Raw genomic sequence first — 16,063 nt, forward strand, 5'->3', positions numbered from 1 at the left:
GTATCGGTCACCGGAGCGGCCCGCGGGGCGGCGGCGCGGCCGGAGCTCACTCCCAGAAGCGGGGCTCGATGTCCACCCCGAGGGTGATCAGCTCGTCCTCCAGCGGCTCCCGGCACACCAGGGGCAGGCGCAGGCAGCCGATCCGGTCGTCGGGGCCGAAGTAGGCCGCGAGCCGGTCGAAGCCCTGCCGGAAGCGGGTGAGCTCCTTGGCCGCGGCGGCGACCTCCGTGAGGTCGGCGTCGGAGGCGAGCACCCAGAAGGACGCCGGGTCGGTGAGCTGCAGCAGCCCCACGGACCCCCCGGCGTCGTTGTTCTCCGTGCCGGCCCAGCCGGGGGCGCGCAGCCACCCGCCGGGTTCGGCCGCGCCCAGGGCCGGGGCCACGGGGTCGTACTCCCAGGCACGGGCCCGCTGCAGCCACGGCGGCGGCGCCGGCAGGTAGAGCGGGCCGTCGAGGTCCACCGGCCACCGGGCGGCGGCGAAGGCCCCGGCGTCCACCCGGTCCCAGAAGTGCTCCGCGGTGAGGTCGGTGCCCACGCTGTTCAAGGCCGCGCCCGGGTCGTTCCGCTGCATCCCGTGCCAGTACGTGGGGCGGGTCGCGACGCCCGCGCCGCGGAGCAGGGCGTCCAGCTCCTCGAGGTGGGCCGGTTCCCCGAGCACCACCGTCCTGCTCTCGAAGTGCAGGACGTACGGCACGCGGACCGAGCGCTCGGTGCTCACGGCGTCTCCGGGGCCGTGCCGCGCCGGCACAGCCGGGTGAACCGGCCGAGCAGCTGCAGGCCCTCCGGGGTGGAGGGCAGGTAGTCCGTGAGGGTGGGGGCGCGCACGAGCACGGCGCACCACTGCCCGCGGGAGACCGCCACGTTGAGCCGGTGCGGGGAGAGCAGGAACTCCATGCCGCGGTGCCCCTCGGCGGCGGAGGCGGCCATGGACACGATCACCACGGGCGCCTCCTGGCCCTGGAACCGGTCGACGGTGCCCACCCGGACCCCGCCGCCCTCCTCGTCCCGCAGTCCCGCGGCGCGCAGCTCCCGGCCCACGAGCTCGACCTGGGCGTTGTAGGCGGCGACCACGAGGACGTCCTCGGGGGCCAGGGCCACGGGGTGGGCGTCGGGGCCCGACCGCCACGGGGTGCCGACGAACTCGCGGGCCAGCGCCACGACCTGCCGGGCCTCCTCGGGGGAGGCCGTGCGGTTGCCGACGTGCTCGACGTAGCAGGTGCGCAGGCCCGGGGCCACGCCGATGAGCTCGCGCCGGCCCGCCGCCGGAGCGGCGCCGAGCCGCCCGGCGTAGGACAGCTCGGAGACCGGCTCGCACAGCGCGGGGTGCATCCGCCAGGTGCGGTCCAGGAAGTAGCCGAACTCGGCGGGCAGCGTGGGCGCACCGTGGGAGAGCCAGCCCAGCGCCGACTCGTCGACGGGCAGGGGATGGGTGCCCTGCGAGACCTGCGGCAGCTGCTGGGGGTCGCCGAGCAGCAGCAGGCGGCGCGCGGCCCGGGACACGGCGAGCGTGTTGGCGAGCGAGTACTGCCCGGCCTCGTCGACGACGAGCAGGTCCAGGGCCTCCTCCTCGAGGTACGCGGCGTTGGAGAAGTCCCAGGCCGTGCCGCCGACCACGGCGCCGCCCCCGGCCAGGAACCCTGCGAGGTCCCGGCCGGGGACCGTCTGCCAGGGCACCGCCCGGTCCGTGGGCCGGCCGGCCGGTGCCTTCTTCGCGACGCGCCCGGCGGGGACGCCGCCCTTGCCGATCACCCCGGCCAGCAGGTTCTCCACGACCGCGTGGGATTGCGCCACCACCCCGATCCGCCACCCGTCGGCCACGAGGCGCCCGATCACGTGGGAGCCGAGGAACGTCTTGCCGCTGCCGGGCGGGCCCTGGACGGCGAGGAAGCTGCGGTCCAGGGAGCGCAGGGCCGCGACCACGGCGTCGACCGTCCCGCCGGGACCCGCGGCCGGGACGGGCAGGGGGCCGCCGTCGAATGGCCGCGGCGGCTCGCGCCGGAGCAGCCGCAGGCCCGGCTGCTCGGGCAGCTCCGGCAGGGCGTCGGCGGTGCGGGCGGCCAGCGCCTGCAGCGACTCCTCGAGGGAGACGGTCGCGATCGGCCGCTCCGGGCCCAGCGCGATCGGCAGCTCGGCCCAGGGCGCGGGGGCCGGGGCGTCCTTCGGCTTCCGCAGCCGCTCCCGCACGGTGAGCACGGCCGTGCCGTCATCCAGCTCCTCGAGCTCCTCCAGCGCGGCGCCCCAGTCCTCGGCGCGGCCGCTGCCGCGTCCGGCGGCCTCCTCGGCCAGGTGGGCCGGGACGGGCGGGCCGTAGACGAGGAACAGCCCGGTGGCGCCGGGCCGCAGCGTGGAGCCCTCACCGAACCGGCCCGCGAGGCGCAGGAGACGGGTCGGCGCGGCGTTGCTGCGCTTGGCGGGGTCCCTCGCCCAGTCCTCGAGCACCTCCGCGCGCTGCACCACGAACACGTCGCGGGTGTCCTCCCAGTCCTCGACGGGGCCCTCCAGGCGGTCGAAGTGGGACCACCAGTACTGCTTGCGCTCGCGGCGGTGGTAGCCGGTGGCGGAGGCGACCATCGCCACGGCGGTGCGCTGCCCGGCGCCCGGTCCACCGGCGCTCTCCGGCCGGTCCAGGTACTCGCGCAGCCGCTGCTCCGCGCTCGTCATCTCCGTGCCGGGCAGCTCCTCGGCGGGCGGGAGCGGGGCCCGGGCGGGCCGGTCGGGGTGGTCCGCCGGGTCCGGGGAGATCCCGGCCAGGCCCAGCAGCCAGTCCCGCAGGCGCAGGGTCGAGAGGCAGTCGTAGGCGTTGTAGTCGGCGATGCCCGCCAGGATCCGCTCCGCCTCCTGCACCCGGCCGGCGTCCCGGGCGGTGCAGTGGTCGGCGTAGGCCACCACGGAGGCCCCGGCGTCCACGACCTCCCCGGTGCGCAGGTGCCGGCCCATGTAGAGCGGCTCGAGCCGCTTGAGGGAGTACGAGTTCTCGGACAGCCGCAGGCTGCCCCGCACGGTGTCGTAGAGGTCCACCAGGACGTTCTCGCGCAGCAGCCGGTCCACGGCGTCCTCGCCCACGGCGTGGACGAGCGAGAGCCGGCGCAGGGCGGTCCTCTCGTAGCCGGCGTAGTGGTAGACGTGCATCCCGGGGAAGCGCTCCCGGCGCTCGGCCACGTAGTCCAGGAACTCCCGCAGGGCGTCCCGCTCCTGGGCCCGGGAGTGGGCCCAGAACGGCCGGAACACGGGCTCAGCGCCCGGGACGGCGGGCTGCTCGACGACCCCGAACAGGTACTCGAGCCCCCAGGAGGTCGGGTCCTCGGGATCCTGCCACAGGGGGTCGCCCTCGAAGTCGAAGAACACGTCCCCCGCGTCCGGGGCCGGCAGCCGCCGCAGCGGCTCCCCGGCGGTGATCCGGTAGGCCGTCCGGCGGGTCCTCCCGTCCTTCGTGTACTCGACCGCGCCGTCCTCGCCACCCCGGCCCGTCTGCATCGCGGCCTGGTCCCGCAGCCGCCGCACCGCGGCCGGCAGCCGCGGGCCCTCCAGCCCGGCGAGCTCGTCGATGGTGCGCACCCCGTGCTGCTCCCGCAGCGTGCGGCGCATCCGCACGGACATGCCGGCGGTCAGCAGCAGGTCCCGGTGCTCGGCGACGGCCCGGCCGCAGTGCCCGCACCGGCCGCAGCGGGCGACGCCGTCGTCGTGCCACTGCACGGGCCCCGGACGCGCCCGGTGCGCGGCAGCGGCCGCCACGAACCGCTCCCGGCGCTCGCGGTAGACGGCCAGGTGCTCGGACACGGGGAAGACCGCCTCCCGGCGGTCGCCGAGGACGAGCGTGACCTCGGGGGCCACCGGGGTCCCCGCCCGTTCCAGCTGGTCGGCGTAGGCGGCGAGCTGGAGCAGCGCGGTGACCTTGGCGTGCCGGGCGAGCTTGGTGTCGTGCACGGCGTAGGCGCCGTCCGGGCGGCGGACGAGGAAGTCGGCGCGGCCGTGGAAGCCGCCGTCGAAGAAGGAGGCCTGGAAGACGACGTCCGCCCCGGCGCGCAGGGCGGCCAGGGTCTCCGCGTGCTTGGCCGTCAGCTCGGCCCGGTCCGTGCGGCGGGCCGGCTCGACCTCGTAGACGCCACGGCCGGTGGCCGGGTCCCAGGGCCCGAACGCCGCCAGGTGGGCGGCCAGCACCCGGTGCTCGTGGGCGTCCCCCAGCGCGGCCGTGCGGGTGAGCATCGCGTCCCGCTCCTCGGGGCGCCGCGGCGCCCGGCCGAGCTTCTCGTCCAGGACGCTCAGGCTCGCGAACGGGCACTCGGCCGCGCGCACCAGGTCGCTCGCCGAGAAGACGAGATCCGTCTCGGGGCCCAGCAGGAACATGCGCATCCTTCCCACGGCACCGGGGCCGTCCCGGGTCCGGGACCATCGAACCACAGGGACCGGACGGGCTAAGCCGGGGCGGGCGGGGATCGGCCGGCAGGCCCGAGGACCTGCCGGCCGACTCCCGGCGTCGGCGGGGCCGGTCCGCCGGGATGGACCGGGAGAGATCGGTGGGACGCGGCGGGAATGGGGGGACCCCCGCCGCCACCGGGCACCTCGCGGGTGCTCACCGGCGACCTCGATCCCGGTCGGCGGCCCGGACGCGGATGGGGGGATGCGTCGCGGGCCGTCGGGCCGGCTGAGCCGACCTGTCCAAATATAACGAAATTCATGGATTTTCTGCAGGGTGCCCTGCCCGCCCCCGGGGACGGGCAGGAGCCGGGGACCGTCGTGGTCCCCGGCCCCTGCCGGTGCGCCGTCCGCTCAGTCGGTGGACGCGGCCTTCTCCTCGGCCTCGGCGGCGGAGTCGTAGTGGGACTGCTCGAAGCGCTCGAGGGCCTCGTTGACGAGGCGCTCGGCCGTCTCGCGGCCCTCCCAGCCCTCGCCCTTGACCCACTTGTTCGGCTCGAGGTCCTTGTAGCGCTCGAAGAAGTGCTGGATCTCCTTGAGCTTGAACTCGTCGATGTCGTCCAGGCCCTGGATGTGGTCGTAGCGCTTGTCGGTGGACACGCACAGGATCTTCGCGTCCCCGCCGGCCTCGTCGTTCATGTTGAACACGGCGATGGGCCGCGACTCCACGAGCACGCCCGGGACGATCTCGAAGTCCAGCAGCACGAGGGCGTCCAGGGGGTCGCCGTCCTCGCCCAGGGTGTCCTCGAAGTACCCGTAGTGCGCGGGGTACTGCATCGAGGTGAACAGGACGCGGTCCAGGCGCAGCCGGCCGGTCTCGTGGTCGATCTCGTACTTGACGCGCGATCCCCGCGGGATCTCGATGGTGACGTCCAACTCCATGGTGTTTCTCCTCGTGCTTGCGAAGGCCGGCGACGATCCGGATGGACCCGGGGCGGCCGGAAAGGGCTGACAGCGGCCGGGCGCGGCCGCACCACCCGGTGGGGTGGGGGCAGATCCGTCCCCCACGATAACCGCGGCCGCGCAGGCGGCGGTAACCGCCCGCGCGCGGGACACGCCGGGACAGGGCGGGCGGCCGGGCCACAATGGGGGCCATGCACACGCCCCGGCGCCCCGGTCCCCCCTCCGCCCGGCGGCCGGCGTCCGCGTCCGGCCGCCGGGCCCTGGCCACGCTGCTCGTCGCCGTCTGCGCGGGCCTGGCCGGCTGGTCCTCCCCGGCCTGGCTCCCCGCGCTGCGCCCGGGGGAGGACGGCCCGTCGGCGGCGCGCGTCCTCCCGTCGGCCGTGCCCTCGCCGCACGGGGCCGTGCGTCCGGACCCGGGCGCCCCGCTGCCCGGCGCCGCCGAGGTCGCCGCGGTGGCGGGACCGGCCCTGGAGGCCGCCCCCGCCGGGCGGCGCTCCGTCCTCGTGGCCGACGCCCTGACGGGCGCCCCGCTGTTCGAGCACGACGCTGACTCCGCCCTCGTCCCGGCCTCCAACCAGAAACTCGTCACGCTGCTGTCGCTGCTCACCCACGCCGACCCCGGCGAGCGGCTGCGCACCACCGTCGTCGAGGGGGAGGACCCCGGCACGGTCGTGCTCGTCGCGGGGGGTGACACCCTGCTGCGGCCCGGCCGGTCCGACCCGGACGCGGTCCTGGGCCGCGCCGGCGTCCGGACCCTGGCCCGGGAGACGGCCCGCGCGCTCGCCGCCCGGGGGGCGGGCGCGCCGACCACCGTGCGGTGGGACGCCGGGCTGTTCCCCGGACCGGCCGGCAACGAGGCCTGGGCCGCCGGGGACGTCGCGGCCGGACAGATCGGGCCCGTCGCCCCCATGGCGTTCTGGTCCCACCGCGTGCCGGCCGGGGACGGGTTCTCGCCGGCGCGCCCCGACGACGCGGCGGCGGCCGTCGCCGCGGTCTTCGCCGCCGAGCTCGCGGCGGCACTCGCCGAGGAGGGGATCCCAGCCCCGGCGCCTCTGCTCCTCCCCGGCCCGGCCCCGCGGTCGGCGGCGGAGCTGGCCGCGGTGGAGTCCGCGACCCTCGCGGAGCAGGCCGAACTCATGGTCCAGGACTCCGACAACCACCTCGCGGAGGTCCTGTCCCGGATCGCGGCCCGCGCCGCGGGGCATCCGGGCAGCATCGCCGGCGGGCGCAGCGCCGCGGCCGAGGCGCTCGCGGCCCGGGGGATCGACCCTGCGGGTCTCGAGCTCTCCGACGCGTCCGGGATGTCCCTGGGCAACCGGGCCCCCGCCCGCGCGCTCGAGCACGTGGTGCGGGCCATGGTCGCGGACAGCACGGGCACGCTCGCCCCGGGCGCCCGCGCCCTGCCGGTGGCCGGCGGGTCCGGGACCCTCGCCGAGCGGTTCGACGACGGGTCCGAGGCCGCCGCCCGGGGGCTGGCCCGGGCGAAGACGGGCACGCTGAACTCGGTCGTCTCGCTCAGCGGCCACGTCACCACGCGGGAGGGGCGGCTGCTCACGTTCTCGGTGGTGCTCAACGAGGTCACCGATCCGGCCGCCGCGCGCGACGCCGCCGACCGCGCCGTCGCGGCGCTGGCCGGACTGTGACCCGGTCCGGCGGGGAGCTCCCAGGGGCGTGTGGTTGCATGAGGGCATGAGCGCAGCACACCGCACGCCCGAGACCGACGCGCACGGGGAGGCTCCGGGGATCGTCCGGTGGGACCTCGCCGCCGCCGCCGCCGCCCGGATCACCCCGCCGGGGCCGAAGATGTCCGCCCGTGCCATGCAGACCGCGGTCGCGTCGATGCGCCGCCACGCCGAGGCGTCCGTGTACCACGTCCACCGCATCACCGGGCTCGAGGCGGCCCGGGACCTCCGGGACTCCACGGTCCTGGTCGTGGACCGCGCCGGGTGGTCCCGCGCCAACGCCCAGACCTTCCAGGTGCTCATGGAGCCGGCGGTCGAGGCGCTGCGCCGGCGCCGCCCGGAGCAGTTCGGCGCCGCGGCCACCGCGCTCGGCGGGACGGCCACGGCCATGGAGATGGCCGCGGTGCTCGGCTTCCTCTCGGCGAAGGTCCTCGGTCAGTACGACCCGTACGCCGGGCTCGTCTCCGCCCTCGCCGAGCAGCGCCACCCGGGCGGGCGGCTGATGCTCGTGGCCCCCAACATCCTCACCGTGGAGCGGGAGCTCAACGTCGAGCCCGAGGACTTCCGGCTGTGGGTCTGCCTGCACGAGCAGACGCACCGCGTCCAGTTCGCGGCGGCGCCGTGGCTGCGCACGCACATGGTCGCGCAGATCGACGAGCTCGCCGACTCGCTCATGGGCCAGGCCGAGACGCTCGGCGCCCGGCTCACGGAGGCCGTCCGCGCCCTGCCCGGGCGCGTCTCCGGGCGGGCGCAGCCGCAGGCCTCCCTCGGCGTCGTGGGCCTGCTCATGGGCCCGCGGGAGCGGGAGGTGCTCTCCCACCTCACCGCCGTGATGAGCCTGCTCGAGGGGCACGCGAACTTCGTGATGGACGGGGTGGACGCCTCCGTGGTGCCCACCGTCAAGACCATCCGGCGGCGCTTCGAGCGCCGCTCGGAGCTGCAGGGCAGCCTGGACCGCTTCGTCCGGCGCCTGCTCGGGATGGACGCGAAGATGCGCCAGTACAGCGACGGCCAGCGCTTCGTCTCGGCCGTCGTGGACATCGTGGGGCTGGAGCCCTTCAACCGGATCTGGGAGGCCCCGGAGCATCTTCCCACGGAGGCCGAGATCCACGACCCCGAACGCTGGATCGAGCGCGTGCTGGGCGCGGGCGCGCTGCCCCGCTGAAGCGGTCCGGGCCCGCGGACGGGCAGGATGTGCTACACCGCACCGACCCCCTCCTGACATGCAGATTCATCTAGTTGTGAAGTTGCCCGGAGGGACGCACCGGCGGCGGTCACAGGCCGACACGCGGTAGGTCGGGATCACTGTTGTGTGACAAAATATTTACGTGAGCACAGAAAATATCGAACAGCAGGTCAAGCTGTACGGCCAGCCCCTCTCGGAGCGCTTCGGCACCGTGGTGCAGGCCTACGGCATCACGCAACGGCGACTGGCCGAGGTCCTCGGCCTCTCGGCCCCCATGCTGTCGCAGCTCAACAGCGGCCGCCGGATCAAGATCGGCAACCCCGCGGTCTACGAGCGGCTGGTGATGCTCGAGCAGCGCATCGGCACCCCGGACATCGAGGAGACGCTCTCCGCGGTGGAGGCCTCGCAGCCGGTGCTGTCCACCACGCAGATCCAGGCGGGCATCCACAGCGAGACGAACGCCGTGGCGGCCCTCGCCCACGTGGTCCCGCGGCGGGAGCTCGAGGCGGCCCTCGACCTGCTCGACGAGACCGCCCCGACCCTGGCCAAGGTCGTGCGCCTGGCCGTGCGGGAGGCCCAGAACCAGCAGGCCGCGAGCGACCGCGAGGACGCCCGCCGGTGACCCAGTTCGCCCGCCGCGGCCGGCTGTCCCCGGACGTCGCCGCGGGGCGGCGCCGTGTGCTGGAGGCCGTCCGGCGCCACGTCCCCCGGGAGCGCCCGGAGGTCCCGCTCGTGCTGGTGGCCTGCAGCGGCGGGCCGGACTCCCTCGCCCTGGCCGCGGTGGCCGCCCACTTCGCCCGCCGCGGCGCGCTGCGGGTGGGCGGCGTGGTGGTGGACCACCGCCTCCAGGAGGGCTCGGCGGAGGTGGCGGCCCGCACCGCGCGCACCCTCGAGGAGCTGGGGCTGGACCCCGTCGTCGTGACCGCCGTGACCGTGCGCCGGGAGACGGGCGGGCCCGAGATGGCGGCCCGCACCGCCCGCTACGCGGGGATCGCCGAGGTCGTGGCCCGCACCGGCGCGGACGCCGTGCTGCTGGGGCACACCCTCGACGACCAGGCCGAGTCCGTGCTGCTGGGCCTCGCCCGCGGCTCGGGCACCCGGTCCCTCGCCGGGATGCCTCCCGCGCGCGAGCTCGACGGCGTGACCTACCTCCGGCCCTTCCTCGACCTCTCCCGGGAGCAGACCCTGCAGATCTGCGCGGCCGAGCAGCTCGAGCCCTGGCACGACCCCACGAACCGGGACACCTCCCTGATGCGCTCCCGGGTCCGGCACCGCCTGCTCCCGGTGCTGGAGGACGAGCTCGGCCCGGGCCTGGCCCGCGCCCTGGCCCGTTCCGCGGCGATCCTCGGCCCGGACGCCGACTACCTCGACGGCGCCGCGGGGGAGCTGCTCGAGCGCGCCCGTGCCGCCGCCCCGGAGCTGCCCGGCTCCCTGGCCCTGGACCTGGCGACGCTGCGCGGGGCCCACCCCGCGCTGCGGCGCCGCGCCCTGTCCGCGGCCGTGGTGGCGGCCGGCGGGGAGACCCCCGCCCACGAGCGCCTCGGCGCGCTCGACGCCTTCGCCGAGGAGCACGGTGCCGCGGGGCCCGTGCAGATGGCGGGTAAGGTGTCCGTGTGGCGCCGCCGCCCGCCGGCGGGCGCCCGTGGTCCGGGACACCTGGAGCTCGTCCGCCCGCGATCCGCGGCCGGCCCGGGCCCCGCCCGACCCCATCCGATTGACGCATCACACGAGGAGCGCCGTGAAGGCTGAGGACGTCCAGGGAGACCTCACCGAGGTCCTGTTCACCAAGGAAGAGATCGAGGCGAAGATCGCCGAACTGGCGGCGGCCGTCGACGCCGACTACCGGGGCCGCGACGTCCTGCTCGTGGGGGTGCTCAAGGGCGCGGTGATGGTCATGGCCGACCTGTGCCGGGCGCTCCAGGGCCAGTACCCCATGGACTGGATGGCCGTGTCCTCGTACGGCTCGGGGACGAAGTCCTCCGGGGTGGTCCGCATCCTCAAGGACCTCGACACCGACCTCTCCGGGCGCGACGTGCTGATCGTCGAGGACATCATCGACTCCGGCCTGACCCTGTCCTGGCTGCGGGCGAACCTGGAGTCCCGCCACGCCGCCTCCGTGGAGGTCTGCGCGCTGCTGCGCAAGCCGGAGGCCGCGAAGACCCCCATCGACGTCAAGTACGTGGGCTGGGACATCCCCAACGAGTTCGTCGTGGGCTACGGGCTGGACTACGACGAGAAGTACCGCAACCTCGACTGCATCGCCACGCTCGCCCCGCACGTCTACGAGTGAGCCGGGTGCCCGGCGGGCACCGCCGGGCACCCGCCGCCCGCCCGGTTCCGGGGGTGGTGTCCGCTGACAGGGAACTCCGGGCACGTTCCGGGGGAGTCCCGCCGTGCGGGTTGTACATTGTAGGTCTGCGTCCCCTGGACCCCCGGCCCTGGGCGGGCTCCGGTCCGAGGGGGCCGGACAACCATCCACGGGAGGATCAGCGGCTTGGCCACGGCGAAAAAACCCAACAACTTCTTCAGAGGACCCTGGTTCTGGGTCCTTCTGGCCGTCCTGGTCCTCTTCCCCGTCGTGGGTTCGCTCACGACCGGGGCCGGCAACCGCGTGGACACCAACGTGGGCCTGCAGCTGCTCCGGGAGGGGCAGGTCTCCGAGGCCAAGATCTACGACGGCCAGCAGAAGGTCGAGCTCCAGCTCGAGGAGGACCTCAGCCTCGACGGCCGCGACCTCGGGCGCAGCGTCGAGTTCTACTACGTCACCCCGCGCGGTGACGAGGTCGTCGAGGCGATGAACGCGGCCGACCTCGAGGGCTTCACGGACCAGCCGGTCGAGTCCAACTGGTTCACCAGCCTGCTCGGCTTCCTCCTGCCGTTCCTGATCATCCTGGCCATCTTCTGGTTCGTGCTCTCCCGCATGCAGGGCGGCGGCTCCCAGGTCATGCGCTTCGGGCGCTCGCGGGCCAAGATGTTCGACAAGGACAACCCCACGGTGACCTTCGTCGACGTCGCCGGCGCCGACGAGGCCGTCCAGGAGCTCGACGAGATCAAGCAGTTCCTCGTGGAGCGCGAGCGCTTCACCGCCCTCGGCGCGAAGGTGCCCAAGGGCGTGCTGCTCTACGGCCCGCCCGGCACCGGCAAGACCCTGCTCGCGCGGGCGGTGGCCGGCGAGGCCGGCGTGCCCTTCTTCTCCATCTCCGGCTCCGACTTCGTGGAGATGTTCGTGGGCGTGGGCGCCTCCCGCGTGCGCGACCTGTTCCAGCAGGCGAAGGACAACGCCCCCGCGATCATCTTCGTGGACGAGATCGACGCCGTGGGCCGCCAGCGCGGCGCCGGCATGGGCGGCGGCAACGACGAGCGCGAGCAGACCCTCAACCAGCTGCTCGTCGAGATGGACGGCTTCGACGCCACGACCAACGTCATCCTGATCGCCGCCACCAACCGCCCGGACGTCCTCGACCCGGCCCTGCTGCGCCCGGGCCGCTTCGACCGGCAGATCGGCGTGGAGGCCCCCGACATGAAGGGTCGCCTGCAGATCCTGCGGGTGCACTCCCAGGGCAAGCCGCTCGCGGACAACGTGGACCTCGCCGCCGTGGCCAAGCGCACCCCGGGCTTCACGGGCGCGGAGCTCGCCAACGTGATGAACGAGGCGGCCCTGCTGACCGCGCGGTCCCACGCGCAGCTGATCGACGACCGCGCCGTGGACGAGGCGATCGACCGGGTCATCGCCGGGCCGCAGAAGCGCAGCCGGATCATGAAGGAGCTCGAGCGCAAGGTCACCGCCTACCACGAGGGCGGGCACGCGCTCGTGGCCGCGGCGCTGCGCAACACGGACCCGGTCACCAAGATCACGATCCTGCCCCGCGGCCGCGCCCTCGGCTACACCATGGTGATGCCCCTGGACGACAAGTACTCGACCACCCGCAACGAGCTGCTCGATCAGATGGCCTACGCCATGGGCGGGCGGGCCGCGGAGGAGATCGTGTTCCGGGACCCGTCGACCGGGGCGTCCAACGACATCCAGAAGGCCACCGACACCGCCCGCAAGATGGTCACCCAGTACGGGATGAGCGCCCGCGTGGGCTCCATCAAGCTGGGCGGGGACAGCTCCGAGCCCTTCCTCGGCCGCGACGCCGCCGGCAGCGGACGGGAGTACTCCGAGCGCACCGCCGCCATCGTGGACGAGGAGGTGCGCGCCCTGCTCGAGCAGGCCCACGACGAGGCCCACGAGATCCTGATGGACAACCGGCCCGTCCTCGACCGGCTCGCCCTCGAGCTGCTCGAGAAGGAGACGCTCAACGAGGCGCAGATCGCGGACATCTTCCACGACATCCGCCAGCGGGACCTGCGGCCCGTGTGGCTGTCCAAGGACACGCGCCCCCTCTCGGAGGACCCGCCGGTCGTCACCGAGGCCGAGCGCGAGGAGGCCCGGCGGATCCACGCACAGGACCCCGCGACGCTGGCGCCCCAGGACCAGGCGGCGGCCGCCAAGCCGGAGCACCCCCTGGAGGTCCCCGAACGCGGGCACTCGGTGCCGCAGGAGGAGGGCGCCGGGTCCTCGAGCACCACGGGGAGCACCTCCTCGGAGCCCACGGCCGACTGAGCCGCCTAGGATGGAGCGACACCAGGTCGGGTCCGCCGACCCCCGCGGTGTCCGGCAGACCCGGCAGATCCCGAAGGAGGGCGCGTTGCCCCACGAGGCCAGCACGAACATGCACCACCTGTCCGCGGAGGCGTTCGACCCGCCGTACCCGGACCCCGCCCCGGGGGCCGTGGCGGGGGCGGGCGAGGTGGACCAGCCCCGCGTGGCCGCGGCCGTGCGGGAGATGTTGCTCGCGATCGGGGAGGACCCCGACCGGGACGGCCTGCAGGGCACCCCGGGGCGGGTCGCCCGGGCGTACGCGGAGATGTTCGCGGGCCTGCACCAGGACCCCGCCGAGGTGCTCGGGACGACCTTCGACATCGGCCACTCCGAGATGGTCCTCGTCAAGGACATCCCCTTCTACTCCACCTGCGAGCACCACCTCGTGCCGTTCCACGGCCACGCGCACGTGGGCTACATCCCCGGCCACGACGGGATGGTCACGGGGCTGAGCAAGCTCGCGCGGCTGGTGGACCTCTACGCCCGCCGCCCGCAGGTGCAGGAGCGGCTCACCACCCAGATCGTCGAGGCGATCGTGGAGCACCTCCGGCCCGCCGGCGTGATCGTGGTGATCGAGTGCGAGCACCTGTGCATGTCCATGCGCGGGGTGCGCAAGCCGGGCGCGCTGACCGTGACCTCCGCCGTGCGCGGCCAGCTGCGCGAGACCGCCACCCGCGCCGAGGCCATGAGCCTCATCCTGGGGCGCTGAGCCGGTGGAGACGACATCCCGCGCCGAGCACGGCCTGCGACCCGGCGGCCGGCGCTCCTTCGAGGAGCTGCCCATCGGCCGGACGCTGGTCATGGGCGTCCTCAACGTCACCCCGGACTCCTTCAGCGACGGCGGGCGGCACGCCGGGCACGAGGCCGCGATCGCCCACGGGCTGCAGCTGACGGCCGAGGGCGCCGACGTCGTGGACGTCGGCGGGGAGTCCACCCGGCCGGGCTCCGAGCGGATCACGGCGGCCGAGGAGCAGCGCCGGATCCTGCCCGTGGTGGAGGCCCTCGCCGCGGCGGGCGCGGTGCTCAGCGTGGACACCCTCCACGCCGCCACGGCCGCGGCCGCGCTGGACGCCGGGGCGCACCTCGTCAACGACGTCTCGGGCCTCGCCGTCACCCCGGAGATGGTCGAGCTCGTGGCCGAGCGGCAGACCCCGTACGTGCTCACGCACACCCGGGGCACCCCGGAGACCATGGACGGGCTGGCCGTCTACGACGACGTCGTCGACGACGTCCTGGCCGAGCTGGAGTCGCTGCGGGACCGGTTCGTCGCCGCCGGACTCGCTCCCGAGCGGATCGTGCTGGACCCCGGGCTGGGCTTCGCCAAGCGCGGCGCCCAGAACTGGGAGCTGCTGCGCGCCCTGCCGCGCTTCGTCGCCACGGGCCACCGGGTCCTGGTGGGCGCCTCCCGCAAGCGCTTCCTCGGCACCCTGCTCGAGCAGGACGGCACGTCCCGCCCGGCGACCGGGCGGGACGCCGCGACCGCCGCGATCAGCGCGCTCTCCGCCCACGCGGGCGCGTGGGCGGTGCGGGTGCACGACGTCCGCTCGAGCGCGGACGCGGTGGCCGCCGCGCACGCGTGGCGCGGCACCGAGCAGGCCCTCCTGCACCCCGGTGCGGGTGGCACCGCCCGCACCGCCGGGGGAGGGGACCGATGACCCGGGTGCCGCGCGAGGAGTCCGACCCGGCGCGCATGCGCGCCGGAGACCGTGCCGGCCGCCAGCACGTGCCGGTGGCCTCCGCCCGGGCCCCGGACCGCCGCGACCGGATCAACCTCCTGGGCGTCGGCGCCGTGGGCTACCACGGGGTCTTCGACCAGGAGAAGCGCAGCGGGCAGCCGTTCTTCGTGGACCTCGCCATGTACCTCGACCTCTCCGAGGCGGGGGCCACGGACGACGTCGCGCTGACCGCCCACTACGGCGAGGTCGCCGAGGAGGTGCGGGACATCGTGATCGGCCCCAGCGTGAACCTGCTCGAGACGCTCGCCGACCGGATCGCCCGGCGGCTGCTCGACCGCTTCCCCCTCGAGGCGGTGGAGGTCACGGTGCACAAGCCCAAGGCCCCCATCGAGGTGACCTTCTCCGACGTGTCCGTGACGATCTACCGGGAGCGCTGACATGGGCACCCTGGCCGTCCTCGCCCTCGGCGCCAACCTCGGCGACCGGGAGGACACCCTGCGCCGTGCCGCCCAGGACCTGGCCGCCCACCCCCGCATCACCCTGACCCGCGCGTCGCCCGTGGTGCGCTCCAAGCCGGTCGGCGGCCCGGCGGACCAGGGCGACTACCTCAACGCGGTGGTCGAGGTGGACACGGAGCTCAGCCCCTTCGCCCTGCTCCGAGCCTGCCAGGAGGTCGAGCAGCGCCACCACCGCGTCCGGGCGCAGCGCTGGGGTCCCCGGACCCTGGACATCGACATCGTGGTCTACGGGGCGCTGCACCTGGACGAACCCGACCTGACCGTCCCGCACCTGCGCGCCGCCACGCGCGCGTTCGTGCTGGTGCCGTGGGCCCTGATGGACCCTGCCGCGACCCTCGACGGGCGCCGGGTCGTCGACCTGGCCCGCGAGGCCGCGGACCTCGGCGGTCTCGGCCCCGACACCGTGCCGCTGCTGCCCGCCGGACCCGGCGGCGGGGACCGGGACTGAGGAGGCTCCGCCGTGCACGTGCTCACCGTTCCGGCCCTGCTGATGTGCGCCGCGGTCGCCGGGGCCCTCGGCTGGACCGCCAACCGGCTCTCCACGGGGGCGGGCGGCCCGCTGCTGATCCTGCCGTGGGCCTCGCTCGCCGCCGTCGCGGCCGCCGCCGTGGTCCTGCTCGTGCTGGGCGCGCGGGTCAAGCGCTACCAGGAGGGTGCGCACCCGCAGCGCTTCGACCCGCTGGTGGCGGCCCGCACCGCCGCCGGCGCCCAGGCGGGGGCCTGGGCGGGGGCCGTGCTGGCGGGCTGGCACGCCGCCATCGCCGTCGAGCAGCTGGCCCTGCTGTCCGTGCGCTCGGAGCAGGGGCCGCTGTGGGTGTGCCTGGCCCACGCCGCGGCGGGGCTCGTCCTCGTCGTCGTGGGCTGGATCGTGGAGAGCTTCTGCAAGCTGCCGCCGGACGACCCCGACGCCGGGGAGGACGCCGAGTACCGTAGGGGACGGGAGAAGGAGCTCCCCGAGGGAGAAGGTGGTTATGCCCGAGAGATCCGCGAACGACCCCGTGCCCGGCCCCGCGGCCGGGACGCCCGGTGACCGGACCCCG

14 protein-coding genes are annotated in these 16,063 nt (G+C 75.1%); 11 read left to right on the top strand and 3 right to left on the bottom strand.

Annotated elements, in window-relative coordinates:
* Positions 1–46 precede the first annotated feature (46 nt).
* The 3 genes from RE027_RS11625 to RE027_RS11635 all read right to left on the bottom strand — a co-directional run bounded on the left by RE027_RS11625 (position 47) and on the right by RE027_RS11635 (position 5,295).
* Positions 47–718 (bottom strand): hypothetical protein, encoded by a 672-nt coding sequence (locus tag RE027_RS11625; protein WP_368808433.1) that lies wholly within the window; start codon positions 716–718, stop codon positions 47–49.
* Positions 715–4,344 carry a TM0106 family RecB-like putative nuclease gene (locus RE027_RS11630; RefSeq protein ID WP_368808434.1) on the bottom strand — a complete coding sequence of 1,210 codons (3,630 nt, stop codon included), beginning with the start codon at positions 4,342–4,344 and terminating at the stop codon, positions 715–717. The genes RE027_RS11625 and RE027_RS11630 overlap by 4 nt, the downstream gene beginning before the upstream one ends.
* 423 nt (positions 4,345–4,767) lie before the next feature.
* Entirely contained in the window at positions 4,768–5,295 is a 528-nt protein-coding gene (locus RE027_RS11635) for an inorganic diphosphatase (protein ID WP_368808435.1), read from the bottom strand.
* A gap of 212 nt (positions 5,296–5,507) precedes the next feature.
* Here RE027_RS11635 and dacB point away from each other — a divergent pair, with 212 nt between their 5' ends.
* The 11 genes from dacB to RE027_RS11690 all read left to right on the top strand — a co-directional run bounded on the left by dacB (position 5,508) and on the right by RE027_RS11690 (position 16,053).
* Complete coding sequence (dacB, locus tag RE027_RS11640) at positions 5,508–6,959, top strand: D-alanyl-D-alanine carboxypeptidase/D-alanyl-D-alanine endopeptidase (RefSeq protein WP_368808436.1); 1,452 nt, start codon at positions 5,508–5,510, stop codon at positions 6,957–6,959.
* Between the two features lie 46 nt (positions 6,960–7,005).
* Complete coding sequence (locus RE027_RS11645; RefSeq protein WP_368808437.1) at positions 7,006–8,163, top strand: zinc-dependent metalloprotease; 1,158 nt, start codon at positions 7,006–7,008, stop codon at positions 8,161–8,163.
* Between the two features lie 163 nt (positions 8,164–8,326).
* Positions 8,327–8,806, top strand: coding sequence for a DNA-binding protein (locus RE027_RS11650; RefSeq protein WP_368808438.1), 480 nt, complete (start codon positions 8,327–8,329; stop codon positions 8,804–8,806).
* The gene (gene tilS, locus RE027_RS11655) at positions 8,803–9,933 is read left to right on the top strand and encodes a tRNA lysidine(34) synthetase TilS (protein WP_368808439.1); all 1,131 of its coding nucleotides are present in this window, start codon (positions 8,803–8,805) and stop codon (positions 9,931–9,933) included. The genes RE027_RS11650 and tilS overlap by 4 nt, the downstream gene beginning before the upstream one ends.
* Positions 9,923–10,474 carry a hypoxanthine phosphoribosyltransferase gene (gene hpt, locus RE027_RS11660; RefSeq protein WP_368808440.1) on the top strand — a complete coding sequence of 184 codons (552 nt, stop codon included), beginning with the start codon at positions 9,923–9,925 and terminating at the stop codon, positions 10,472–10,474. The genes tilS and hpt overlap by 11 nt, the downstream gene beginning before the upstream one ends.
* Before the next feature lie 204 nt (positions 10,475–10,678).
* Positions 10,679–12,790 carry an ATP-dependent zinc metalloprotease FtsH gene (ftsH, locus tag RE027_RS11665; RefSeq protein ID WP_368808441.1) on the top strand — a complete coding sequence of 704 codons (2,112 nt, stop codon included), beginning with the start codon at positions 10,679–10,681 and terminating at the stop codon, positions 12,788–12,790.
* Positions 12,791–12,800: 10 nt separating this feature from the next.
* A complete protein-coding gene (folE, locus tag RE027_RS11670; RefSeq protein ID WP_368808442.1) occupies positions 12,801–13,538 on the top strand; it encodes a GTP cyclohydrolase I FolE in 738 nt (245 codons plus the stop codon).
* A 4-nt stretch (positions 13,539–13,542) separates the two neighbouring features.
* A complete protein-coding gene (gene folP, locus RE027_RS11675) occupies positions 13,543–14,484 on the top strand; it encodes a dihydropteroate synthase (protein ID WP_368808443.1) in 942 nt (313 codons plus the stop codon).
* Positions 14,481–14,942, top strand: coding sequence for a dihydroneopterin aldolase (gene folB / locus RE027_RS11680; protein WP_368808444.1), 462 nt, complete (start codon positions 14,481–14,483; stop codon positions 14,940–14,942). The genes folP and folB overlap by 4 nt, the downstream gene beginning before the upstream one ends.
* A 1-nt stretch (position 14,943) precedes the next feature.
* Positions 14,944–15,471, top strand: coding sequence for a 2-amino-4-hydroxy-6-hydroxymethyldihydropteridine diphosphokinase (gene folK, locus RE027_RS11685; RefSeq protein WP_368808445.1), 528 nt, complete (start codon positions 14,944–14,946; stop codon positions 15,469–15,471).
* Positions 15,472–15,483: 12 nt separating this feature from the next.
* Entirely contained in the window at positions 15,484–16,053 is a 570-nt protein-coding gene (locus RE027_RS11690) for a DUF3180 domain-containing protein (protein WP_368808446.1), read from the top strand.
* Positions 16,054–16,063 lie beyond the last annotated feature (10 nt).

The organism is Kocuria sabuli (assembly GCF_040981185.1).
GTDB classification, from domain to species: Bacteria; Actinomycetota; Actinomycetes; order Actinomycetales; family Micrococcaceae; genus Kocuria; species Kocuria sabuli.